The sequence below is a fragment of the Staphylococcus sp. NWU MK-U1 genome (assembly GCF_033283505.1).
Taxonomy (GTDB): Bacteria; Bacillota; Bacilli; order Staphylococcales; family Staphylococcaceae; genus Staphylococcus; species Staphylococcus haemolyticus.
Genome location: NZ_JAVSMG010000001.1, coordinates 479,622 through 504,807 on the forward strand (window position 1 = coordinate 479,622; position 25,186 = coordinate 504,807).

General features: G+C 31.9%; 27 protein-coding genes. 10 read left to right on the forward strand and 17 right to left on the reverse strand.

Going from position 1 to position 25,186, the window contains the following annotated elements; genetic code table 11:
* Positions 1 to 181 precede the first annotated feature (181 nt).
* A complete protein-coding gene (locus SBL16_RS02440; RefSeq protein ID WP_107611942.1) occupies positions 182 to 925 on the forward strand; it encodes a M50 family metallopeptidase in 744 nt (247 codons plus the stop codon).
* Between the two features lie 77 nt (positions 926 to 1,002).
* Here SBL16_RS02440 and SBL16_RS02445 read toward each other — a convergent pair whose 3' ends face one another.
* Positions 1,003 to 1,650, reverse strand: coding sequence for a metal-dependent transcriptional regulator (locus SBL16_RS02445; RefSeq protein WP_107613339.1), 648 nt, complete (start codon positions 1,648 to 1,650; stop codon positions 1,003 to 1,005).
* Between the two features lie 172 nt (positions 1,651 to 1,822).
* Positions 1,823 to 3,865 (reverse strand): cation:proton antiporter, encoded by a 2,043-nt coding sequence (locus tag SBL16_RS02450; protein ID WP_053018616.1) that lies wholly within the window; start codon positions 3,863 to 3,865, stop codon positions 1,823 to 1,825.
* 415 nt (positions 3,866 to 4,280) lie between these two features.
* Here SBL16_RS02450 and SBL16_RS02455 point away from each other — a divergent pair, with 415 nt between their 5' ends.
* From SBL16_RS02455 to SBL16_RS02470, 4 genes are all read left to right on the forward strand, one after another.
* Complete coding sequence (locus SBL16_RS02455; protein ID WP_107611940.1) at positions 4,281 to 5,186, forward strand: phosphatase PAP2 family protein; 906 nt, start codon at positions 4,281 to 4,283, stop codon at positions 5,184 to 5,186.
* A gap of 134 nt (positions 5,187 to 5,320) precedes the next feature.
* On the forward strand, positions 5,321 to 6,562 hold the full coding sequence (locus SBL16_RS02460) for an ArgE/DapE family deacylase (RefSeq protein ID WP_107611939.1): 1,242 nt from the start codon (positions 5,321 to 5,323) through the stop codon (positions 6,560 to 6,562).
* A 98-nt stretch (positions 6,563 to 6,660) separates the two neighbouring features.
* Positions 6,661 to 6,900, forward strand: coding sequence for a DUF3923 family protein (locus tag SBL16_RS02465; RefSeq protein ID WP_053017181.1), 240 nt, complete (start codon positions 6,661 to 6,663; stop codon positions 6,898 to 6,900).
* A gap of 274 nt (positions 6,901 to 7,174) precedes the next feature.
* Entirely contained in the window at positions 7,175 to 7,780 is a 606-nt protein-coding gene (locus SBL16_RS02470; protein WP_107611938.1) for an FMN-binding negative transcriptional regulator, read from the forward strand.
* 492 nt (positions 7,781 to 8,272) lie between these two features.
* Here the strand turns inward: SBL16_RS02470 and SBL16_RS02475 are convergent, their stop codons facing one another.
* The 8 genes from SBL16_RS02475 to SBL16_RS02510 are packed head-to-tail and all read right to left on the reverse strand — an operon-like array spanning position 8,273 to position 14,783.
* Positions 8,273 to 8,794, reverse strand: a complete 522-nt coding sequence (locus SBL16_RS02475) for a Na+/H+ antiporter subunit G (RefSeq protein ID WP_053017178.1) — start codon at positions 8,792 to 8,794, stop codon at positions 8,273 to 8,275.
* Positions 8,769 to 9,071, reverse strand: a complete 303-nt coding sequence (gene mnhF2 / locus SBL16_RS02480) for a Na+/H+ antiporter Mnh2 subunit F (protein WP_011276529.1) — start codon at positions 9,069 to 9,071, stop codon at positions 8,769 to 8,771. The genes SBL16_RS02475 and mnhF2 overlap by 26 nt, the downstream gene beginning before the upstream one ends.
* Positions 9,068 to 9,550 (reverse strand): Na+/H+ antiporter Mnh2 subunit E, encoded by a 483-nt coding sequence (mnhE2, locus tag SBL16_RS02485; RefSeq protein ID WP_011276530.1) that lies wholly within the window; start codon positions 9,548 to 9,550, stop codon positions 9,068 to 9,070. The genes mnhF2 and mnhE2 overlap by 4 nt, the downstream gene beginning before the upstream one ends.
* Positions 9,547 to 11,046 (reverse strand): Na+/H+ antiporter Mnh2 subunit D, encoded by a 1,500-nt coding sequence (mnhD2, locus tag SBL16_RS02490; protein WP_107611936.1) that lies wholly within the window; start codon positions 11,044 to 11,046, stop codon positions 9,547 to 9,549. The genes mnhE2 and mnhD2 overlap by 4 nt, the downstream gene beginning before the upstream one ends.
* Positions 11,036 to 11,386 (reverse strand): Na+/H+ antiporter Mnh2 subunit C, encoded by a 351-nt coding sequence (mnhC2, locus tag SBL16_RS02495; protein WP_011276532.1) that lies wholly within the window; start codon positions 11,384 to 11,386, stop codon positions 11,036 to 11,038. The genes mnhD2 and mnhC2 overlap by 11 nt, the downstream gene beginning before the upstream one ends.
* The gene (gene mnhB2, locus SBL16_RS02500) at positions 11,383 to 11,808 is read right to left on the reverse strand and encodes a Na+/H+ antiporter Mnh2 subunit B (protein ID WP_011276533.1); all 426 of its coding nucleotides are present in this window, start codon (positions 11,806 to 11,808) and stop codon (positions 11,383 to 11,385) included. The genes mnhC2 and mnhB2 overlap by 4 nt, the downstream gene beginning before the upstream one ends.
* The gene (locus SBL16_RS02505; RefSeq protein WP_107613336.1) at positions 11,795 to 14,197 is read right to left on the reverse strand and encodes a DUF4040 family protein; all 2,403 of its coding nucleotides are present in this window, start codon (positions 14,195 to 14,197) and stop codon (positions 11,795 to 11,797) included. Before SBL16_RS02505 ends, mnhB2 begins: the two co-directional genes overlap by 14 nt.
* A gap of 28 nt (positions 14,198 to 14,225) precedes the next feature.
* Positions 14,226 to 14,783 carry a tyrosine-type recombinase/integrase gene (locus SBL16_RS02510; protein ID WP_107611934.1) on the reverse strand — a complete coding sequence of 186 codons (558 nt, stop codon included), beginning with the start codon at positions 14,781 to 14,783 and terminating at the stop codon, positions 14,226 to 14,228.
* A gap of 142 nt (positions 14,784 to 14,925) precedes the next feature.
* Here SBL16_RS02510 and SBL16_RS02515 point away from each other — a divergent pair, with 142 nt between their 5' ends.
* The 5 genes from SBL16_RS02515 to sarA all read left to right on the forward strand — a co-directional run bounded on the left by SBL16_RS02515 (position 14,926) and on the right by sarA (position 18,400).
* Positions 14,926 to 15,132 (forward strand): hypothetical protein, encoded by a 207-nt coding sequence (locus tag SBL16_RS02515; RefSeq protein ID WP_011276536.1) that lies wholly within the window; start codon positions 14,926 to 14,928, stop codon positions 15,130 to 15,132.
* A gap of 34 nt (positions 15,133 to 15,166) precedes the next feature.
* A complete protein-coding gene (locus tag SBL16_RS02520; RefSeq protein ID WP_011276537.1) occupies positions 15,167 to 15,388 on the forward strand; it encodes a DUF2922 domain-containing protein in 222 nt (73 codons plus the stop codon).
* Between the two features lie 311 nt (positions 15,389 to 15,699).
* The gene (locus SBL16_RS02525) at positions 15,700 to 16,626 is read left to right on the forward strand and encodes a DMT family transporter (protein ID WP_107611933.1); all 927 of its coding nucleotides are present in this window, start codon (positions 15,700 to 15,702) and stop codon (positions 16,624 to 16,626) included.
* Positions 16,627 to 16,766: 140 nt separating this feature from the next.
* Positions 16,767 to 17,702: an efflux RND transporter periplasmic adaptor subunit gene (locus SBL16_RS02530; RefSeq protein ID WP_241958627.1), complete on the forward strand. Its 936-nt coding sequence runs from the start codon at positions 16,767 to 16,769 to the stop codon at positions 17,700 to 17,702.
* Positions 17,703 to 18,025: 323 nt separating this feature from the next.
* Positions 18,026 to 18,400 (forward strand): global transcriptional regulator SarA, encoded by a 375-nt coding sequence (gene sarA, locus SBL16_RS02535; RefSeq protein ID WP_053017170.1) that lies wholly within the window; start codon positions 18,026 to 18,028, stop codon positions 18,398 to 18,400.
* A 244-nt stretch (positions 18,401 to 18,644) separates the two neighbouring features.
* Here sarA and SBL16_RS02540 read toward each other — a convergent pair whose 3' ends face one another.
* The 7 genes from SBL16_RS02540 to SBL16_RS02570 all read right to left on the reverse strand — a co-directional run bounded on the left by SBL16_RS02540 (position 18,645) and on the right by SBL16_RS02570 (position 25,013).
* Positions 18,645 to 19,454, reverse strand: a complete 810-nt coding sequence (locus SBL16_RS02540; RefSeq protein WP_053018601.1) for an alpha/beta fold hydrolase — start codon at positions 19,452 to 19,454, stop codon at positions 18,645 to 18,647.
* A 276-nt stretch (positions 19,455 to 19,730) separates the two neighbouring features.
* A complete protein-coding gene (locus SBL16_RS02545; protein ID WP_053017168.1) occupies positions 19,731 to 20,447 on the reverse strand; it encodes a hypothetical protein in 717 nt (238 codons plus the stop codon).
* A gap of 183 nt (positions 20,448 to 20,630) precedes the next feature.
* The gene (locus tag SBL16_RS02550) at positions 20,631 to 21,137 is read right to left on the reverse strand and encodes an SA0570 family protein (RefSeq protein WP_107611782.1); all 507 of its coding nucleotides are present in this window, start codon (positions 21,135 to 21,137) and stop codon (positions 20,631 to 20,633) included.
* 153 nt (positions 21,138 to 21,290) lie between these two features.
* A complete protein-coding gene (locus SBL16_RS02555; RefSeq protein ID WP_011276544.1) occupies positions 21,291 to 22,085 on the reverse strand; it encodes an alpha/beta fold hydrolase in 795 nt (264 codons plus the stop codon).
* A 1-nt stretch (position 22,086) separates the two neighbouring features.
* Positions 22,087 to 22,791: an HAD family hydrolase gene (locus SBL16_RS02560; RefSeq protein ID WP_053017166.1), complete on the reverse strand. Its 705-nt coding sequence runs from the start codon at positions 22,789 to 22,791 to the stop codon at positions 22,087 to 22,089.
* Between the two features lie 98 nt (positions 22,792 to 22,889).
* Complete coding sequence (locus SBL16_RS02565; RefSeq protein WP_107611783.1) at positions 22,890 to 23,843, reverse strand: FecCD family ABC transporter permease; 954 nt, start codon at positions 23,841 to 23,843, stop codon at positions 22,890 to 22,892.
* A 303-nt stretch (positions 23,844 to 24,146) separates the two neighbouring features.
* A complete protein-coding gene (locus SBL16_RS02570) occupies positions 24,147 to 25,013 on the reverse strand; it encodes an ABC transporter substrate-binding protein (RefSeq protein ID WP_182477439.1) in 867 nt (288 codons plus the stop codon).
* Positions 25,014 to 25,186 lie beyond the last annotated feature (173 nt).

Here is a 25,186-nt window from a genome sequence, read left to right on the forward strand (position 1 = left end):
ATCTATTATATGAAAATATAACAAAAATACATACTAATTTCTTTTTACAAATTTTAGAAAAAGCTAACTCATCTTTACGTTACATTTCAAGTTTCTAGAAAATAAGGCTAAAGTCCAAACGCCAACGCACCTCTTTTGACTTATAATAGATACTATAATCCTTATCCAGGCGAGGTCAACTATGGTCTATTTAGAAAATTTCTTTACAACAATCATTACGTTAAATATATACTTAATCATTATTATTGCGATTATTTATATTATGATTCACCAAAATAGACATCGTCAAATAAATCAATATTTAGATGTCTATCTCAATTATATCCCAGTTCTCACACATGAATTCGGTCATGTATTGTTTAATAAACTTAGTGGTGGTCGCGCAAAAGATTTAGTCATCGTCACACGGCCTTCGGAACGACTTCAAACGATGCAACAAGGTTATGCTATCACTCAATCTAAAGGTCTGATTGGGCAATTCATTACTACTTTAGGTGGTTATGTTATGCCACCTATCATGCTACTAATTGGTATCAGTGTTGCACATTATGGTCATCCAAGTCTCTTTCTCGTGTCCTATATTTTTATTTTTATCTATTATTTAGTACTTACTTCGCGTAAACTGTCACCTATTGTGGTGCTTATCATACTTATTGCATTGTTATATTTTTTAGTACAACATGATAATCAAATGATGTTCTATTACTTAGTTGTTTTACTTTACCATCTTATCTTAGGCGTATTACTTGGCGAAGTACTCCAATCAAGTTGGACGATATTCAAGCTTACTTTTCAAAGACCAAGACCTAGTTGGGATGGAAGTACTTTATCAGAAATCACACACATTCCAACTATCATATATAGCACAATTTGGATTGCGATTAATCTATTCGCGATTTATCTCATGTTTCAATTCATACTTTAATCGATGACTTTCCATAAAATAATTTCCAATAAGGATTTAACATCACATTGTCCTTATTGGAGATTTTTTATTTCTATTTATGCACGTTCCGCGAAGATATTCATCGCGTTATCATAACTTAAAATCGTAATAACATCGTTACGTTTAACGATAATGACTTTATTAGTATCATCCTTCGTCATTATTTCAACTGCATTCCCAATCGATATGTCTTTGCTTGAGAGATAAACAAGTAATTCAGTCTTATCACGTACTCGCTTAATCGTCACTTTATCACCAGGTTCAAATTCTAATAAAGATACCGTGAATTTCTCTTCAAAATGCTGATTTCTGGGGATAATACCTCCGTGTGGACATGTTTCAGGATAATCAAGTATCTTATCCAAGCGTTCTACAAATAAATCTGAAATGCGATGTTCTAAGATTTCTGCTTCTTGATGGACTTCTTCCCAATTATATTGTAAAACTTCTATTAAAAATAACTCCAACAGGCGGTGACGCTTAATGATATCCAACGTATGTTTCAAGCCCTCATCTGAGAGTTTCACACCTTTATAGTGTTTCGTTTCAACATAACCAGCTTTTTCCAAGCGTCCAACCATTTCACTAACTGAAGGAGGTTTTATATTTAAGTACTGAGATAACTTTTTATTTGAGACAAAGGATGTATCTCCATCATTGGCTAATATTGCTTTTAGATAATCCTCTTTTTCTTCAGTTAACATCATTTCACCTCACCCATACATTCACTTTATTGTATCATGAATTGATAACGAATGTTATTCACCTTATTTAAACAAACTGTACCTTAATAAAAAAAGTGAGGCTAGGATAGAATTCTATTTGAATTCATTATCCCGACCACACTCTATTATATCTTCAATCATATTTATTAAGTTAGTCAGTTAAGCTATCAACGATAACCATTTCATCATAGTTTATCGCTTCTCTTAATTTCAATGCCGTACTTTCAGTAATCTCTCCATCGTCAGTTAAACTAGATAAAACACGACGTTGTTCTCTTAAAGCATTTAATTTTATCTTCGTAATTGAATCTTCGGCACGCGTATTAAAGAAATTAGATGGCGATAAGTTATCTATTCTCATAAGATAACCGTCACAAATCATACCAACTTCTAATTTGTTATCTTCATTCGCTTCATCTACAAGACGACTCACAACATTATAATGAACAATCTTATTGATTTTAGAAAGTTCCATTAAGTTATCAGTAACACTTAATGATGATGCCGCATTGGTACGTGTACGTATACGACGTTTTAATAGTACAGCTCTCGCACCAACAATCATACGACGTATCAATGACGCTTGACGATACACTTGTGTACGTTCTGCATAACGCATGTAGTTTTCTAATACACTCGCAGTTATTTCACCATCATCGGCAAGTCGTTCTAGTGTTTTCGTTTCAACCTTAAAAGCTAAACTCTGTAATCTTTCGAGTTCTTTTGAGTTCTCATCATCCTTTTCAACAGATTTCAAGAACGTTAATTTATCGTGATATTCTTTAATGACATTACCATAACGATAACTTGTTTCAAATGATGAATGATGATTCAAGTAATCTATGACATGTTCAAGAATATATATTCTAGCTTCTTTAAAATTCATACTTCCAATCTTAGCCTTAGGTGCACTAGATGTTACAAACGGCAATACAATTTGTGCAATCACAAGACTTATAATAACCATACCTGATGAAATAAATAGTAAATCATTACGATATGTAAACGCATGATGATCTGCTAAAAAGTATGGTAATGTTAATGCGATTGCTAACGAAATAGTTCCGTGCACGCCACATAGTGTCATGATAAGCGCATACATGCTTCGTTTAGGTGGTTTCTCTTTCTTCTTGTCTTCTCCTTCTTCATTCATTAATTTTTGGAAAGGACTGACAGATAAATAGAATAGAGGATAGAGCACATACACCCATATAAATCTAAATAAGTATACCGCTAACGCAACGAGTGCTGTTATCACAACTAAGAACAATAAATTGTGTGGTTCAGTTTTTACAATATTTCCAATTACTTCTGGAACTAAAAATCCTAATATTGAAAAAACAAAACCATTCAATGCATATCCTAGAATGTTCCAAGTGTGATTGTAACTCATTTGAAGTCGAGTACGAGTTTGGGCGATACGATCACGTTCAAAACCATGTACTAAACCTGCTACAACGGCAGCAATAATACCTGACGCATGAAACATTTCAGCAACAAGATAAGTAACAAATGGCGTTAATAGTTGTAAAAAGGTAAACATATTAATGTTTTCTATGCCACGTCTTGTAAGTGTTAAACGGAATCTAACAAGCGCAATACCAATAAGTAAACCAATAATCGCACCACCGATTGACGCGATTAGAAATTGTTGCACCGCTTCAAATAATGAGAATGAACCAGTAATTAAAACACCTACCGCTATTTTGAATGAGATGATACCTGCTGCATCATTAAGTAACGATTCACCTTCAAGGATAGTCATAGCACCTTTAGGTAAAACCTTACCTTTTGTAATAGCTTGCACTGCCACAGCATCAGTTGGACATAATATTGCGGCTACGGCAAAAGCTGCACCAATAGGAAGTGTCGGCCAAATCCAATGAATAAATAGACCCACACCAATAACAGTTGTAATAACGAGTCCTAAAGCCATTAACATCACTGGTTTAATATAACGACGTAAATGAGCTCTCGAAACGTTAACACCTTCCACAAAAAGTAACGGTGCAATCGTTGCTACCATAAAGAGTTCTGAATCGAAGTTAAATTCTACAGGTACTGGCGTTAAAAAGAGGAGCATTCCTAAAGCAATTTGAATGAATGCCAGAGGCACTTTGGGTAAAAAAGTATGAACAAAGGAGCTTACAATAACTACGGCTAGAAATATGAGAATCGTTTCAAATATTTCCAAACTTCCACCCCATTTTATACTTCATATTTAATTGGAGAAATAAGACTTGCCTAATATAAAAATAAGTTTTATGTCTATTTATATCCTGATAAATACATCTTAAACTCACAATCGGTTAATTATAATTTTACCATTAAAGTTACAATGAATTAACTAACTTGCATTCATTTCTAATCCATTTTTATTAAATTGATAGCATTCCAATCTACTTCTAACCATTCATTTGTTTGATCACTTATAACAATCACCTTTATAGCAAATAAGACTTCCATTTAGATTTTAATAAAATTTTTACTATCCCCTAACATTGAATTAAACATTCATTACTATGCTTTAGTTAGAAATGTTCAAAATGAAATCATTCCGTTTTAAACAATCGGGTGCTTTAATTGAAAACATTTTAGGAGGATTATACATGATTATTTCAAAAAGACTTACTGTGACAGTATTAGGCATTTTACTCTTAATTATGTTGATTGCAACAGTCTCAGATCAAGCGATATCAAATGCATTGATGAATCAAAATGATTTATTTGGCACACTCTTTCAAAATTATGGGTTATTCCCGCCTACGTTAGTACTCATTATTTCTGTTATTATATTAAATTATTATGTATTCACAACGTTTAATCATCGATTTGCTAAGATAATCATCTTAGTTATGACCGCTGTATTCACATTAATTAAAACGAACGCACTAGTATCAGAAACTGTTCAATACATATTATCAACATCAAATAATATAAAGCACCATAAGCCTATGGGTATGGCAAATAATGAAGGAAATGCAGGTACCGCTTTACCCTTAGGTTGGAGTATGTTTATATCACTAATCTTTTTATTAATAATCGCATTTGTTTGTTATTATTTTTGGTTAAAAAACACAAATACTGCTGAATTAACTAGATTATTTAAAGTGTCACTTATCAGCTTTATCGTACTATTTATCGGCTTAGAACTTGTTGACAATATGAAAGAATTATGGGGACGTGTTAGACCATATGAACTTAGCGACAAAGGGGCACATTTTACCAATTGGCTTACCATTAATGGCAATACAGGGCATAGTTCATTCCCATCAGGACATACGGGTAATGGTGCCTTTCTCATGTTTTTAGCTTTCTATTTCCATAAGCTTCGCTCACGAAAAATTATGTTCGCAATTGGTCTATTTTATAGTGTATTAATGGCATTAAGCCGAATTCGAATCGGTGCGCATTTTACTAGCGATGTAACCATGAGTTTAATCATTATGTTTGGTCTTATGGTGATGTCAGACTTTCTTATACACAAGATGACTTCAAATACTAATCAGCAATAATGTGGCATGATGACGGACGTATCATCATCGATTTAATTGCTACGTTCTAAATTAGAAATAACTACAGTTGACGTATTTTTAATCTTTACTAAAATTTTAACTGTATAATAATTCTATTTTAAGGAGTTAAAGTTATGAATACATTTTCAGAAAAGGAAAAACTCAAATTATTGTCAGATATCGTAGAAATTAATTCGGTGAATGATAATGAAATTGAAGTTGCAACTTATTTGAAGAACTTATTTGAAGCGCATCATATTAACGCAGAAATTGATGTTATTGAAGGTAAACGTGCTAACTTAATTGCTACAATCGGCAGTGGTAGTCCAGTTGTAGCAATTTCAGGTCACATGGATGTTGTATCGGAAGGTGATCAAAACGATTGGGACTATCCACCATTTCAAATGACTGAAAAAGATAATCGATTATTCGGTCGTGGTACCTCAGACATGAAATCTGGACTTATGGCTTTAGCTATTACGATGATTGAGTTGAAAGAGAACGATGCACTACCTCATGGTACGATAAAATTTATGGCAACTGCCGGCGAAGAAAAGGAACAACTTGGTTCCGCACAATTGTATAAGAAAGGTTATATGAATAATGTTGATGCTTTGATAATTGCCGAACCATCTGAAACAAATATTGTTTATGCTCATAAAGGATCAATGGATTATAAAATCACTTCTAAAGGAAAAGCCGCACACAGCTCTGTACCTGTCGTAGGATTTAATGCAATTAAACCATTAATTCAATTTATACAAGATATCGATACAGAATATGAACGTATTTCGAAAGAATTAAAAAGCGAAAAGCTAGATTTCTCACATCTTATCAAACGCATTCAATCACAGTTACAACAAGAAAACAATCTAGATGAAGAAGAAGTTGAACGTGTGATTTCTGGACTTGTCATTAGCAATACTATTTTACATGGTGGGAACCAAGTCAATTCAGTTCCTGATACTGCAACTGCTGAATTTAATATTAGAACGATTCCAGAATATGATAACGAAAAAGTTAAATCACTATTCAAAACGTATTTGGAAGAAGTTAATAAGCAAGGCGGACAGTTAGAAGAAGATTTATACTTAGATTTAGATCCAGTATTAACAACTGGAGATAATCCATTAATTAAGATTGGGCAACGCGTAGCTAAACAAATATTTGGAGAGGATATTGTCGCATCACCAACCGTTGGTGTAACAGATGCTTCCAATTTATTGCGCGATAAAGATGAACACTTTTCTTTCCTAATGTTTGGACCAGGAACAGTACCTCATCAAATAAATGAATATGTCGAAAAAGAGAAATATCTTCGTTTTATCGATTACTATAAGGAATTGCTTATAACTTATTTAAAGGAATATAAGTAACTAGCGATCATTTTAAACTAATATTTATACTGAGAAAACTTTATGTTTAAACGTGTATGTTATCCTTTAGTTGAGTCTTACATTCATAGGAGGATATCATGAAAATTTCATGGATTTTTTGGTGGATAATAAGTGTGTTTGAAGTTTTAAGTTTTTTTGGATTTGCATTTTTACTTTGGCAACGATCTGTAGATGCAGCAGGTGTCATACAAACTACCGAAGTCAAATGGATTAATATTGCTGTATTGGGATTAGCATATCTAATTCCATTCTTGATACAAATCGTATGGCTAATTGTTAATCTCATTTATTCAAAACGTAAACAAGCAACAATTTAGTTTATTTATTAAGTTAACGCAAATTAAGTAGATGTGAGGGAGTAAGGCAATGAATCTAAACATTCTGTCCAACTCCCTCCTCTTTTTATTTAATCAACCTTGTTCTGAACCCTCTTCTTTTTACATTTCCCCTTCTATCTCTTTAATTGTTTCACTAATTTTTTCTCATGAATTTACTTAAATCATTAGAAATAGGGTATGATTCAACAAATAATATAAAAATACAACTGTCTACTTTTAATATACTTATTATCTTAAATAAGGGGTGTAAAGAATGTATGTTCCTAAATATTATGAAATGAAGGACTTCAAACAAATTAAGCACTTTATGATAGAACATAATTTCATTACCATTATCACTACTGACAATTCTGTACCTATAGCCACGCATTTACCTGTTATCGTCGAGGAACACGATAATCATTTATATGTGTCTGGGCACTTTTCTAAGAAAAATAAGCAATGGATATCGATTAAAAATAATGAAGATATACTTATGATATTTCACGGTCCGCACGCCTATATTTCATCTACTTGGTATGAAACAGAGGATGTACCAACATGGGATTATCAAAGTGTACATGCTTATGGCTGTGGTGAGTTATTAGATGAAGAAACGCTTATCACTGATTTATCCAAGTTGCTGTATAAATATGAACAACATCGTGATAATGGCGCAACATGGAATAATATTTCTGCCCAAACTAAGCAACAAATTCACGGCATTGTTGGTTTTAAAGTTAAGGTTAACAAAATTGAAGCTTCATACAAATTGAGTCAAAATCGCCCCCAAAAAGACAGGGAGAATATTACAAGACACCTTTCAGATAGTAGTAACACGATGCATAAAAGTTTATCTAAAGAAATAGATACGAATTAGAATCAAATCCATGTCATATTATATAGAGGTCATTTATTATGAATAAATTTAAATTAGTTCTTCTTATATGCTCTTTTTTACTAATGATTGCAACCTTGTTCTTTTGGACATTATTTCTGCCACCATTGTCTGAACTTGAAGGCGAGAATGCATTGGCACAAATGGTTGTGTTTGTCCCATCTATAATTGCGTACCCAGTTTTATTTCCGATTATATGGCTTTTAGAAATCTTTTATCTTTTTACAACTAAACACTGGTCTTATATGGACTTGTTATTTTTATTACTTAGTTTAGTAACGCCAATCTTTTTATTGGTTATTTATTTTATAATCGCGACGTCACCCATACCTTTCCTACTTCTTTACATTTATTTAAGTATATTGACCGTGTTAATGACACTAGTTTCTTATATAAATTTAAAAAAATGAGATTGAGCATTTCAAAGTAGTAGTCTTAACTATTACTCATTCATGTTCAATCTCATTGATTTAATCAATCTTTAGTTTCTCTTCTAGCTTCTGATAAACTTTCGATATTTTCTTCTTGCTGTTTTTCTTTTTCTTTCTGTCGCTGCTTCTGAACATCGTAATAAATTTTTTCACGACGCTCTTCTCGAATTCGAGCTCGATTTTTAAGTTCTTCTGTAGAATTGTATTCTTTAGAACTTAATAAAATGGAAGATCGACTTGGTGCATCATCTTTACGATACATGTATGCACCTGTACGATAGGCTGCTCTGGCAACTAAATGCATACCTACCGGTGATGTTAAATTAATAAAAACAATTGATAATAATAATCTAACACTAAAGAAGCTTTGTTCATTCGTAAAGTAAATTAATACACCCACTAATGTTAGTAAGACAGATAGCGTAGAACTCTTGGTAGATGCATGACTTCGTAAAAAGACATCTTGAAATTTTACAATTCCAATTGCACTAATGACGGCAATAATACTGCCTAGAAATATGAGGAAAGCGGCAATCAAATCAATGATTTCGTTTATTTGTGCCATTGAATACTCGACCTCCCCCTATAAATCTAGAAATAGATACAGAACTTACAAATGAAATAATTGCAACAAGCATTATGGAATCAAGGAATGAAACAGTATTATAAATAACACTAACTATACCTATAATGCACATGATGACAGCACTGGAAGCATCGAATGCCACAACCCTATCAGCTGTAGTAGGTCCTTTGATTAAACGGAATAATCCAATTATGAACGCTATGCCAAATAATACTAATGCACTTGTAATAAAAAAATTCGTGAGCGTTTCAATCATTGTGACACCTCCGTAATCAAGTTTTCATATTGTTTTATGCTTTTAAGCAGACTTTCTTTTTCTTTTTCTGAAACATCTATACTGTGTATAAAGAATTTATTGGTAGTCTTCGAAATACGAATAACTGTTGAACCAGGCGTAATAATGATTAGAATAGTTAAAAACGTAATTGCCCAATCATTTTTTAAATTCGTTTCATATGTTAATAACCCTGGGTTCATATGTCTCGTTTTAAATAGAATGTAATTAATAATACTAATACTAGAAGTAATTAATTGGTATAAATACACGCCTAAGAACTTAATAGCAATCCATATCTTCTTAGGATAAAAAGCTTGCCCAAAGAAACGATGTAATATATAAATTACTATCAAACCAATGATGAAGCCAGATACGAAGGTAGAGAATTGAAATGAGTCTTCATCTTGAAACAGTACCCATAAAAATGCGATTAATATGTTCAATACAACTTGTCTCATTTATTCCCCTCCTTCAAATGTGAATTGACAATGCTATGGAAATAATTATCATCCATATTCAATTTTGTTGCATTTTCAGTAGCATTCATCACAACTGGCGCTGCAATACCCATTGCAAGTACGACTGCAACTAAAATACCCAGAATCGTTTTACGGTGCTTAGGTAGCGGATTGAAATCAACCTGTTCACCATCATTGTCTCCAAAGTACATAATAAATAAAATTCTAAACAGACTATACATTGCTAATAGACTTGTGATAATCATTAATGCTAAGCCAATGTAGTTACCATTTTCAATCGCACCTTGGAAGATGAGTACTTTTCCTGGGAAACCACTAAATGGCGGTACGCCTCCAATCGCAAATATCATAACAACAAATGCAACACCAAAGAATGGTTCTTTCTTAGCTAATCCACATAAATATTTATATTCGCGGTAACCAGACATATAAACTAAACTACCTATAATAAAGAACAACATTGTCTTCACAATAATGTCATTCGCTAGATAGAAGATTGCACCATGTACACCTGCAAAGGTATTGGAACCTAGACCTAAAATGACAAAACCTATCGATAATATAACTTGATATGAAGCCACTTTCTTAATATCACGATATGCAATAACACCGAAAGCGCCTATAAGCATTGTGATACATGACATAAATACTAACAATGGATGTGTCACACCCGTATGTTGATCAAATAGAAGTGTAAAGAAACGAATGAGTGCATATGCACCTACCTTCGTCATTAACGCTGCAAATAAAGCGGCAAGTTCAGTGTTAAGCACTGCATAAGCTTTAGGCAACCACATAAATAGTACTAAGGCAGCTTTCGAACCAAAGGCCACTATAAATACAATTGAAATAATAATAATCGCTTTATTATCATGGATTTGATCTAAGCGTAAAGCAACTTGTGAGAAGTTTAATGTTCCAACCGTCTTGTATAATAAACCAATACCTAGCAAGAATAACCATGATCCTACGATATTCAGTACGACATAAATAATGGCTGCTCTTAATTGTTCGACAGATTGTCCTAACGTTACTAATACAAATGAAGCTAGTAACATGATTTCAAACATAACATACAGGTTAAATAAATCAGATGTTAAGAAAGAGCCAATAACGCCTGTTGTTAAGAATAAGATGAAAGTAGGCAAGTAGTATCGATTAACACCATCTTCCCCACGACCAAATCCGTATGACATAATGAGTGTCACAACAAATGACGCCACTGTAACCATAACTAAACTCAGTGAATCACCTAAGAATTGGATACCATAAGGTGCTGCCCAACCACCAAAATCAAGCGTGATAGGTTTATGTTGTAAGACGTATATCAATAAACATAATGAAATAATTGTATTAACAGACATTGTTCCTATGTACAAAATTTTAGATAGCCTGTTCTTTTCTTTAGTAAAAACAAGGACTAATGCACATAACAATGGTAATAGGATTGGAAGGACTAATAAATTACTGTTCATTTTCATCCTCCTCTCCTCTTAATACATCAATATTTGCTTCTTTAGTAACACGGTATGTTCGATAAACTAATACTAGTAAGAAGGCAGTCATTGCAAAACCGATAACGATCGCAGTTAAAACAATAGCCTGCAATAATGGATCCACATAATTAGTATTAGAGCCGTGGATTAAAGGTTCCGTCATTTTATTACTATAATGACCCATACTCATAATAATTAAATTTCCCGCATGCGTATAAATCGAAATACCTATAACAATTCGAATTAAGTTGAGTGATAGTATCATGTACGTTCCTATAAATACTAAAAATCCTATCACAAGTAATAATATTAAATTCATGATTTACCACCACTCAAGGCCAACATAATTGTTACGATGACGCCGACAACTGTTAACAGTATACCTAATTCAAACAATGTAATTGTCGTTACATGTAATTCACCTAATAATGGAAAATGAATGTATGCTTCACTTTGGTATAGGAACGATTTACCAAAGAAAACTGGAACGATTGCAGTAAGTGCTGAGATTATGGCACCAACAATCATTAACTTTTTAAAATCAATAGGTAAACTTTCTAATACTTCATGTACATCAAAAGCTAGGAACATTAGGATAAAGGCCGAACTAAAGATAAGACCACCTATAAAACCGCCACCAGGATTATTATGTCCCGCAAAGAAGACATAAAAGCCGAATGTTAATAAAATAAATACGACGATTTTAGTAACGGTTCTTAACACAACATCATTTTCTTTCATCTTGGCCCCTCCTATCTTTGTAATGTAATAATGTATAAATACCTAAACCGGCAATAATTAAGACGATACCTTCAAACATTGTATCTAAGGCTCTGAAATCTCCTAAAATAGCATTTACAATATTTTTACCACCAGTCAATTCATAGGCATTCGTATAATATTTAGAAATTGACTCTAGACCATCACCTTGTTGCGCAATAAATATGAGCGTTACTACGGCTCCAGCCATAATAAATGATACGATAATTTTGATTGTTTCTTTTTTCATGTTCGCTGTTGTACGAGCGATATTTGGCAATCTAGAGAAACTTACAATAAAGAGAATGGTCGTAATTGTTTCTACTACTAATTGAGTTAACGCTAAATCTGGTGCTCTCATTAATAAGAAGAATAATGCAACACTGTAACCAATAATGCCATTTAAAATGACCATTGTTAAACGTTGTCGAATAAACACTAACGCTATACCGACAACACTAATCATAATGCCTAAAATAACTTCCAATGGACCAAATTCTGAAACTTCTATTTGATGTAACTTTGGCAAACCTACTTGGAATATGCCATATGCAATTAATATAGAGAAAATAAGAACCGTTATAATATTATAATGGTTTAATCTATTATTCATTAAACCTCGAATCATTTGACCTGAATAACGTTCAAATCCTCGATACACATTGCGATAAGAATTTGTAATAGAAGCATATTTAATGACTTGATGCGTAATAGCTTTCCAGTTTACTTTTAACGCTAAAATGAGACCAACTATAATAACAATCACACTAAAAATGAGTGGCAAATTAACACCATGCCATTGAGAAACATGCGGTGCTATTGCATCTACGCTACTACCCAAATTGGTAACATTTCGTAGTGCCGGCAATACTAAATGCTCAGTGAAAATGTTGGGAATAAAGAAAATGATTGGTATCATAACCATTAAGATTATTGCAGGTAAACTGAACAACCAAGGTTCATGAATATGTTTCTTTGGCACTTTCTTTTCGTCAAATTCTCCCCAATAAGTTTCTTTAAGCATGTAAACTGCATACACAAAAGTAAAGATACTTGCTATAACACCAATAGCTACAACAATAATCGTTAACGTTAAACCAAATTGTTGAAGTTCGATTGCGCTAACTAAAGAATCGAAGAACATCTCTTTACTTAAGAAACCATTTAACAACGGCACACCTGCCATTGATAACGCAGCAAGTGTCATAACTAAATTCATTTTCGGGAAGAATTTACGCATTCCACTTAATCGGCGAATATCTCTCGTACCAGCTTCATGATCAATGATTCCGACACCCATAAATAAAGCACATTTAAATATTGCGTGATTCATTAAATGGAATAAACCGGCGAATAAAATTAATGTATACGTCTCTGCCATTGGACCTGATGAATGTTGCGCAATACCTCCACCTAGACCAACCATCGACATTATCATTCCTAATTGGCTAATTGTTGAATACGCTAATATACCTTTTAAATCATATTGTCTTAAGGCCGTTACAGAGCCAAATATCATTGTAATCAAACCTACAAAAGTAACAATATAAATATAACTATCACTTAAACCTAAGATAGGCGTGAATTTAAATAGTAAAAAGATACCAGCTTTAACCATAGTAGCTGAGTGTAAATAGGCACTTACAGGGGTTGGTGCAGCCATGGCTTTAGGTAGCCAAATATGGAATGGAAATTGAGCTGATTTCGTAAATGCACCTATTAACAACATTATCATCATTGGTATAAATAGAGCATGTTCACTAATGCTATGACTTTGAGTAAGTAATTCTGAAATCGTATTTGTACCAGTAATGATATACAACATAATGAATCCTGTTAATAAGGCTAAACCACCTAAAACAGTGATAATAAATGACTGAATGGCGCCTAATTGACTTTCGGCATTGCTATACCAGTATGAAATTAATAAGAATGACGATACACTTGTTAATTCCCAGAAAACATACATTAAGATAGTGTTATTTGAGACTACAATACCCAACATACTAAACATGAATAACAATAAATATAAGAAGAAACGCGGTAAGTTATCTCTATTAACAGATAAATACTGAGTAGCATAGAAGAATACTGCCACCCCTATAATGGAGATAATTAATCCAAACATTAATCCTAGACCATCTAATCGAAAATCCAGATTAACATCAATAGCGGGCATCCATGGAATTTTAAATTCTACAAATTTTCCATGTAGAACATTAGGAATTTGGGCTAAGAAATATCCCGAAGCTAAAATAGGTGCTAACAAAGCAATATATCCAGCGAACCGTCTCAATGACTTAATAAACAGCGTCATTAAGACGATTAGCATAATAACTATTAGTCCACCTAATAAATATACTAAGCTCATCAAAAGCCTCCTTTTCAGTAAAAATCAATTATAAATTTAAAGCGATAATTGTATGAAGTTCATCATCGGCAGACAACCCGATAAATTTCACCGTTTCTTGAGTTGTCTGATGACCTAAATATTTTTGTATGATTGCAATAGAAATACCCGATTGATAAGCATGATAAGCAAATGTTTTTCGCAAAGTGGTCAATCCAATATGACACAAACCTAACTCTTCAGCGGCATGATGAATGATTCGGTAAGCTTGTTGTCTAGATAACTCTTTATGTGTTCTTATCGATTGGAATAATAAATGATCTTCCATAAGCTTATTATATTCAATAAATCTTCTAACCTCTTCACGTAAATCGTTTGGTAACAAGATTTTGATTGCAGGCGCACATGACTCAATCCAAGATGATTTTATTTCATCTTGATCAATCATTTTGACGTCTTTCACTTTTAGATTTAATAAATCTGTTAAACGTATACCCGTATGTATAGCTAATTTAAATAAAAGATAATCTCTATCAGATTTCTTTTTTAATACATCATACATCTTTTTTATATCATCTTTATTTCTGATCGGTTCAACTTGATTCATCTATCCACCTCATAAAAGTTTCTTATTTAATGATAAACCATATTTTAGTAACATTAAATGTTTTTGCTCAAATTTCTTTAAATAAATGTGTCCCTTTTTTGAATGGATTTCGATATATAGAGTGAAAGGAGGTGACAAACATATGAATGAAATTTCACAATTATCTGTTGTTTGTACGCATATCACTCACGACGCAAGTGGTAAAGCGAAAGAAACAAAACGTCGTTTTACTAACTTAAACACTAAAGCTACAGATTCAGAAATCAGATCATTCGTCAATATCATTGCACATCTGATTAATGAAACATTCGATAAAGTTGAGGTGGTTAAAACACAAGTTTTAGCCTAATTTAACTTAAAAATTAAGAAAGGAGGTATTCCACATGTCAAAGACTTTAGAACTTGCTTTTAAAACAAATTTAAATAAAACTGCTAAATTGCAATTCCCACAAGTTAACGTTGCTGTATCTGAGGCTGATGCTAAAGCTGCGATGGATAATATTATTAAACTTAATATTCTACAACCTACAGCTGGCACACCTATTAAAGCCACTTCTGCTAAATTAATAGACGTTACGAGTACTACTCTATTTGAAACTAAATAACACATTCTGATGTTTCATTAAGTGTGAGACAAAAAAATGTTTCATGACTACTGCATATATTCGTAATAGATGACTAAACTGATAAGACGTTTAAATCAAGCTTCTCTCACTTCTAGTCAACCTTGCGAAGCTAGGATGAAGAATTCGAAAAGAATTCTGTCCTAGCTTCTTTTTTATAACTAATACTTCAATAATTTATATTCTGAGCCCACTATTAGTAAAGCGCGTTGATATTCGTATTTTGAAATCGGAAACTAAAATGCGCATAATAATGATGTTTTAGTTATGAAAGAAAATATAGGGGGTCTATCGTGGCATTTTTATTTATAATCGGTATTGTGGCTGGTATGATGGTCCCAATCCAAACCTCAATCAATTCTCGCCTTGGACGATATACTGAATCATCTTTTTATGCATCTACCATTTCATTTTTCGTAGGTACACTATTTTTATTTATTTTAAATATGATTTTTAATCCTAAATTATTTGATGGTTCATTTTATAGTGGACATACAATTGACTATCATTGGTGGGTTGGTGGTCTACTAGGTGTTTGTTTCTTAACAGGAAACTTATTATTACTGCCTCGTTTAGGCGCAGCGTTAACTGTTGTCATGACAGTAGCTGGTCAAATCATCATGGGGGTCTTCATAGATACTTTCGGACTACTTGGCGCAAGCAATCATTCGTTTACTTTCCTAAAAGCAGTAGGCATCATAATCCTATTCTTCGGTATCTTATTAATGAACTATATACCTAAAAATAAACTCCAAGAAAAAACAAATCATATGTTTTATGTTTGGCTTATCATCGGCTTTATATTTGGGTTTGCGCCACCATTACAAACAACAATTAACAGTGGTCTAGCTCAGCAAATGCATAATTCGCTATTTGCCGCACTCGTATCTTTCACTGTTGGTACATTAGCATTATTTATTTTAACGTTAATATTTAACAGAAGTCTTAAAATTAAAATCACACACCCTGATATCGGTAAAATCAAGCCAATACATTTTATTGGTGGTGTTCTAGGCGTTGTATTTGTCACATCAAATATAATTCTGATGCCGTTTTTAGGTGCAGCACTGACAACTATCGTCGCAATGTTAGGTCAAATGTTAATGGGCGTTATCATTGATCATTTTGGTTTAGGCGTTCGCAAGAATCCAATAACACTTCGCAAGTTTAGTGGGCTAATTGCCATTGCTATAGGGATTATTCTGTTACGCCTCTTTTAGTTTTTACAACACTATATTAATATCTTTATTTAAAATGTCTTCTTTTCTTAGTAATTGAGAAGACATTTTTTTATTTATACGATATTACACATATTCGTTATATCGCCATTGTATAATAGTTGTATAAAAATTTTATAGAGGTGATCTTATTGAAGACATTTTTTACCCCGTTAAGAATTTTAATTACCACGCTTACCCTCCTCGTCATATCCTTTGTATGTTATATTTATGCAAAAATTCCAACAGAACCTGACACATCTAAAATAGAAACCATTACAGCAAAACCTCAATACTCTCTCTCATTCATTGGCGAACAACAACCTCAAGAAAGTTTCACTTTATATTTCAATCCATCTTTAGGAAATGTTTCGTCCTTACTTGTCAAAAATGATGAAATCATCCAATCTGATACACCTTTATTAGAGTATTACAATCCGCCCCTTGAAAAGCTTATTGTAGCTAAAAAGAAGGCCCTATCCTCACTTATCAACCATTCACCGAAACAATCAATTAGTCAACAGTTAACGCTAAACAGCCAAATATTAGAACTCCAAAGTAGACTTCAAACACGCATTAATTCCCCTATTTCTGGAAAAGTAACTATCCTAGAAGCACATCCTTCTAAATTAAATACAAAAATAATGCAAATTAATAGCGAAAAACATATTATTCGTGCTAATATAACTGAATCTCAATTGGAACATATTAAAGCGAATCAAGATGTAAACGTTACAAGAAATCACTCCAAATTATTTACTGGTAAAATTCTTTCTATCATTCAAATCCCTTATAAAGTAGAAAAAGGTGAATCAATTTATCAAGTAGATATTTCGACTCAAGATCAATATCCTCTTGGACGCCACTTTGATATCGATGTTGGAACTTCTAAAATAGAACTACCTATAAGTTCAATTTATGAAAATTATTATGTTTTAATTACACAAAATAACAAAATTATTAAAAGAAGAATAGAATATACTAAAAGTCAAAAAAATGGGTATATTATGGTATCCAATGGATTAAATATTGGAGATAAAGTGATTGTGCATCCTTCATCATCACTACTACAAAAATAGCAGTGAATTTTTGCAATTGTATATTCATAATAAAATTTATTATATAGAGCGAAATAATAATTGTTCTTAATTAATTGATTTTTATAAATTGCTTTGAAATTCAAACAAAGAATATAATAATCAAAATATTGTTTTATTAAGTACTTTTTTGTTTACTTCTTAATTTCATTTAGTTATAATTAACTAAATAATATAGCATTAAATTAATTTAATAAAATTCTTTTAATCTAAATTATTTAAGTATTTTTAACTATTATAAGACGTTATATATAATTTAACGGGCAAAATAGAAAAAGCGCACAATTAGTTGGGGAGGTTTCAAAATGGCAATTTCAAAAATCAATGATTGTTTCGAATTATTAGCAATGATCACATATGCAGATAAATTAAAAAACATCATCAAAAAAGAATTTTCAATTAGCTTTGAAGAATTCGCAGTTTTAACATATATTAGTCAAAGTAAAGAAGAGGAATATTATTTAAAAGATATCATTAATCACTTAAACTACAAACAACCACAAGTAGTTAAAGCAGTGAAAAATTTATCTCAAGAAGATTATTTTGATAAAAAACGTAATGAACACGATGAAAGAACTGTATTAATTCTCGTAAATAGTACACAACGTAAAAAAATCGATTCATTATTAAATAAAGTAAATACACGTATTGAAGAAGCTAACAAAGAAACTGAATTATAATTTCTTTGTGGCTTTTCTAATTTTATTCGTTTTCGATATGAATTTATAACCCTGAGATATTATTTTTAAATAAAAAAGCCAGTAAGTGAAATTCGTAAATTTCACTTACTGGCTTTTTTGTATATCATATGACGTATTACAAATGTATTTTAAATTAAAATGTTTTTATCTAATATATTAATGTAGAAGCTTTATTTCATGATTCATCAAACAGACATCCACTTATAAAAATTACTGATATCATTTAATGATTCACTTCTGTTATCTGTTCAACATTTTCTAAAAAACTTAAATATAAGACTAGAAACTTATCTTCTTCTTCAACATAGGGTGCATGTCCAGATTCTTCAAATAAAACCTTCTCAACATTTTGATATCGCTCTTCTATTTTATAATGATTCTTATCATTTATAATTGGATCATAGCGTCCGTTTATAATTAATGTAGGAACTTTAACATAATGCGTGTACCCTTTATTCGCATAAGCCGTATCTAAAAGTGCTCTGCTTGCTATAGCACTATCCTCGGAATTTTGTTTACTGTATAAGCGTTGCCGTTGAATCCATTTCATTGCTGATTCTTGTTCTTTATAGATATACGGGAATAGTAAAAGTAATGCTTCCGATTTATTAAACCCTGCAATTTCGTCTTGGTGCTCAATCATTAATTTCGTAAAACCATGAACGATATCCTCAGCTTTTGAAGAGATAATTGTTAAAGATAATACATGGTCTTCATGTTTTTCGGTAAATTCTCTAGCAATTATCCCTCCCATATCATGACCTAATAGATGCACTTTCTTTAAGTTTAATTTATCGATAAGTACATATAAATCTTTCACATGATCTTCTAAGTTGTATGAATCAGGACGTGACGATTTACCATGTCCTCGAACATCATACGCAATCACTCTATAGTTTTGTTGGAGTTGTTTGTTTAATAAATCAAACGCTGCCGAATTACCATCTAAGCCATGAATTAAGATAACGGGGCTGCCATGTCCTTCATCTTGATAAGCTAATTTTGTTTGGTTTAACGTTTCGATTTTTTTCATATTGGCACCTCCCTTAATTGTTACTATACCCACTTCATTAAAAGTTACGCTATGAATGTTCTTAACTTTATTAAAATTATTATTATATAAATATTTTTTAAATTAAAAAAGCACTTGTAACAAGTGCTTTTTAACTCAGTCAATGACTGCCAATATAATAACGCCTGAGACATTGCTGATGTCCCAGGCTCTACTCTCAAGTTAATTTACTTATCTATTTTGAACTGGAAATGTAAACTCAAATAATATTTATTTCAAGCTTATGTTAATTAAACGTTACACCCTCGTTCTTGATGATAATTTAATTGTATAAAAAACGATCAATGCCACTATCATGATCCATATAATAAGAGAAATGATTTGTGCAATTTCAGGTTTTGTCACTACTGCATCTATCGTCTTTTGACAGAATAATAAACCAATTGCTGTGTACTCTATTTTTTTAAAAAAGACACCAATTAAGCTTAGTATAATACCTATAAAAAAGACGACTTGATGACTATAAATAGTGATGGGAATGATTCCCCAATTTAGATTAAAAGCACGCATAATGATTAAAATTAGTGCAATTATCGCAACGATATACCCTAGTATCATTTCAAAACGATTGCTATATAGAAATTTCTTCTTATCAATACGAATATTAATAAAAATCGTTAATGGAAAAATGATTATACAATAGAATATAGAAATTGCTGTAGCCGCTTGAAATGGCACATATTGCTTATCATAAAGATATGATATTAAGATAAAATTCATAATAAAGAAAATAACAGGATTCGTTTGTAAACCGAATAAATTTCGTTGAATAATCAAAATGATTTGTGCTGGAGATTTGCCACGATAATCTAAATAATCTTCATCTTTTGATTCAGACTTTTTCAAATCATTGCGCAAATTTTCTTTTATATCATCGATTAAATTAGGTGCCATCCCTTTGTGGCTAAAGTAATCGTTAATATTTTCAAGTAACACTTTATCGTTGGTTCTCATGAGTTACTCCTTTGCTATGGTTTAATAACATCTATACGATTTGTTAATTGTTCAATTTAAAATTTTATCATACATTGACATTATTTTCTGTTTAATGACGAAAAATAAAAGCATGACGTTATTCAAAAGTTAGAATTTAACGTCATGCTCCTAGTGATGGAATCATAAAATTTGTTATTTTTATTATTTAGCAAGATCAATACGATATAATTTTAAGTTTTTATCTTGAGGTGAATTTGAGCCAAATTGATAGCTTGTTTTACCTTTTTGAATATATCCAAAATTGCCGCTTACTTTATTATATTGAACTCGTGCCACTGTATTTTGGCCTAAACTTTTCTTAACTTGATTATAAGTTGGGCCATTAGCTTCATTATAAGTCATAGAAACTCTAGTAACATAACCTTGGTTCTTTTTACCTACTGCGGTTACAACTAATAGACCTTTATTTGTGCGATACTCATAATAACTTTCATTGTTGCTTGGATTTTTAGAATAAATCGGTGTACCATATTTGTTTGAAACATTTTTGATTGATTCGCCAAGTGTAATATTTTCTAGTGATTTATCACCTTGAGTTAATTGTTGAACTGTTTGAATTGTGTTACCGCTAGCTGCTTCAGCATGATTAACGCCTACTCCTGTCATTACTAGTCCAGAGACTAAAAATGCCGCTACTAATTTTTTCATAAGCACTCTCTCCTTTATCTCGTTTCTCGGCTTGTGCTTATTCATAGTATACCCCGTTTATTACTAAAATAACAGTATTATTACAAAAATATTACAAATTAAGTTGTTTTATGTAACAAATTAGAGTGGCGACTGAATTTGTCCTATCAACAATTAGTGTTCAGGCATATATTTCTTAATAAATGGTGTTACATCCTCAATAAACTTATCTTTCTCTTCCTCAAAAGGATATAAACTTGATTGAGCATACACATCAAATTGTGACTCTTTAACTAAATCGGCTACTTCTTTAGATTCAAGTGTTGTAATACGCTCACCATGTTCTCCCGCAATAATTAACGTCGGTTTCGTTACATGTTCAAATACGCTTGAAATCGCAGTTTCTTTGAACACATCTTCAATCGCTTGTGTCTCCTCTTTTGTAGAAATTGCATTCGTATCCTCAACATGTTTTAAAAACTTATTAACTTTTCTCGGCTTATGATAACGATGCTTTTCTAAAAACTTATTTTGTTTTTCGTCATCCCAGTTTCTAATTTTATGTGAATATTTTCTGAATAAACGTTCTTCAGGTAATTCACCCTCAATAGATGTTGGTGTTACCATTATAAGGGATGACACATAATTAGGATAACGTTCTGCCAAATCCGCAATTATGGCTGCGCCCATTTCATGACCTATTAATGCTGATTCATCAATATACAAATAATCTAGTAATTGTATGATATCATCGGCAAATTCTTTGAAATCAATTTGTCTCGGTTTATCTGAATAGCCATGTCCTCTCAAATCTAGTAAAACTACTTGAAAAGATTTTGCCAATTCTTTTGCTAAATTTTGAAATATAGAAGCATTTTCATATGCTGTATGTACTAAGACAACAGGATATCCCTCACCCATCGTATTGTAATGTAAGGATAAACCACCTTTTCTAGTAAATAAATCCATCTTATGAATCTCCTCCTTGTTTTATATGAATCGGTAATATTGATAATAACTCTTCACTTGTAGTAATAATAAAGTCAACCTCTTCTTCTAAAGGTTCTAATTCAGCGTCATCATGTTTAAACCACACACTTACCATGCCCATTGCGCGAGCTGGTGCTACATCATTTAAAGCGTCATCGCCCACATACATTATCTCTTCTGGTTGAACATTTAATTGATTAATCATATCTTCAAATATTTTAGGATGAGGCTTACGGAATCCTACAGTTTCAGAAGTTGATAAATAATTGATTACATGCCCTAATCCTAATGAATGTAAACGAAATTGTTTAATTTTAGATTTACCATTTGCGATAACACCTAAAACATAATCATTTTGCGATAATTTCTCCAAAGTATATAGCGTGTCATAATAAGGGAATACGTAACGATAGAAATGCATTTCAAAATCATTAAATAAATCTTTCCATGTTAAACGATCAATATGGAACTGCTTAATAATTGCTTTATATAAATCAGGTTTATCATTATCCTCATCGTCATCTAATTCTATAAATTTTTGTTTGAAATCTGCTAATTGAACATGTACGAAGTAATCATGAAATCGTTCATATTGTTCCTCAATGAATTTATCTCGAGATTTTGTTCTATCTAATAATGTACCTTCTAAATCAAACACGATTGCTTTTATATGACTTAAGTCCATTGTCAATTCCCTCTTAACTCTATAATTATTCTCATTTTATCAAAAAGTTTTCCATAAAATAATAGCGTAACATCCATGTGATACAGTTAAATGTATGTTTAAACATCTTTAGATTGCTTAAGCAAAATGTAAAATAATGTTGGAATACCTATTAAAGCCAAAATAATACTAGCTGGTATTTGCACAGGATGAATTAACACACTACCAATCCAATCTGCAATCAACATCATTGTAGCACCGATTAAAATATTTAATATCATTTGAATGCCTAGCGTAAATCTCCAATAATAGCGTCTTATCAGTTGAGGCACTATCATGCCGATGAAACCAATAATACCTGTATATGCTATCGCGACTGCTGTTATTATAGATGCTAGTGTTAGTATCAAAAACATGACTTGTTGGACGTTTAAACCTAATGACTGGCTCTTCAATTCACCTAATTGTAATAACTTAATCGCTGGCACCATGCTAAATAAAATCAATATAATAGGTATAGCTATTAGACCGATGTATATGACCTCTCGCGTTTCCGCCGCTGCAAATCCTCCGAAAAAGTAGTTAGCTATTTGGTTCATCTTATTAGGTTTAATTAAAACTAGAATATACAATAATGCATTAAAGAGTGCACCTATCATCAAACCAGTAATAATAAGAATTTTAAGTGGATAACCACGTGAGATTTTTGCAGCAATCATTAAGACGATCAATAATGCGATTAAACTAGCGCTAATTGAAAAAATGGGCACCCAAACAAAAGATAATCCTAGAAATATCGCCAATCCAGAACCGAATGTAGCACCACTTGCCAGTCCTAATGTAAAACTATCGGCCAGAGGATTATTTAAAACAGTCTGAAACATCTGACCTGCTAGTGTTAATATTGCTCCTGTTAATAAGGCCTCAATAATTCTTGGCAACCGAACTTTGAGCAATATCATTTGATTAAATGAATCCGTTAAACTCCCCATGTGCCATAGTAAATAAAGTCCTATAGCACCGATTAAACATATGCACCAACTTAGAAATGTTAAATATATATTTCTTGTCATTTTATCAACTCATCAATAATCTTTCTATTATTTCTTCTATTATAACTGATGATATAAAAGAATGGGACTGGGGCCAGCATTCTTTTAAATTCGTAGACTCAGCTTGCATTAGTTATAGCATTTCTATATAAGATTCTTTTTGCTAGGTCCCGTAGTTGCATAGTCACAAAAATAATTAGAACTGAGAAAAACTTGATTTAAAGCCCTTCTCAGTTCAGTCAGCTACAGGGGATTTGTAATGTAACCTTTCAATATAAAATTGTACTAATCTCACTTTTACAATAACTATTTAATTCATATGAATTATCTTTTATAAATAGCGTCTCTTAATTGTTTTAAACCTTCATCAATACGAGGGCCTGGACGTGAAATTTCGTCACCGTCCACTGTTTCAATACGTCCATTTTTCACAGCTTTAATTTGACGGAAACCATCACGTTTTTTAATCACTTTATAGTAATCTGATTTAGATAGACCTTCTGTAGAAATGAGGATATCTGGATTCTTTTTAATGATACTTTCTTTATCCACTGGTTTCCAACCTTCTATATTTGAAAAGCTATTTTTAGCATCTAATTGTACTAACATGTCATCAAAAAATGTATGTTTGCCCGCTGTATATATTTCAGGTTTAGAAGATACTTCCATAAAAACAGATTGTGACCTATGATGTCTTGGCACCGACTTTATTACTTTTTCAACATTGTGCTTCGTCTCATCAACAAGTTCGTTAGCTTCATGTTCACGTCCTGTTACTTTACCTATTTGTTTAAAAGTTTCATACGTTTGATCCAATGATTGTGCATCTTTCACATAAACTACTTTTACGCCATTTTTTTCAAGACTATCTAACACTTTCTTTGACGTTCCTTTTTGAGATTCATGCGCTAAAATTAAATCGGGTTTGACTTTTAATAAGGCTTCTTTATTTAAATTCATTGTATCAAATTGTTCTTTCCCTTTTTTAACATCTTTAGGGTAATCGTCCACTGTAGAAACACCTACAACATCTTTTCCGAGACCCAATTCATAAAGAATTTCCGTATTACTTGGCATAAGCGACACGATACGTTTGTATGAATGCTCTTTCGAATTGGAATCAGATTGATTACTTTGTTTATCTTCTTGTCTATCTTGGTCGTTTTGTCCACAAGCGACAAGAATCAACATGACTAAACTAAGTAGTATCCATAACTTTTTATTTAACACGTTCACACATTCCTTTCTATATTATGTATATGTATGCATATATCATAACAAATAATATTAAATATTAATTTAAGTTTTTTATATTTAATTGTGTAATTTTATATTATTATTTGTTTCATGGAAAATTTTAAATA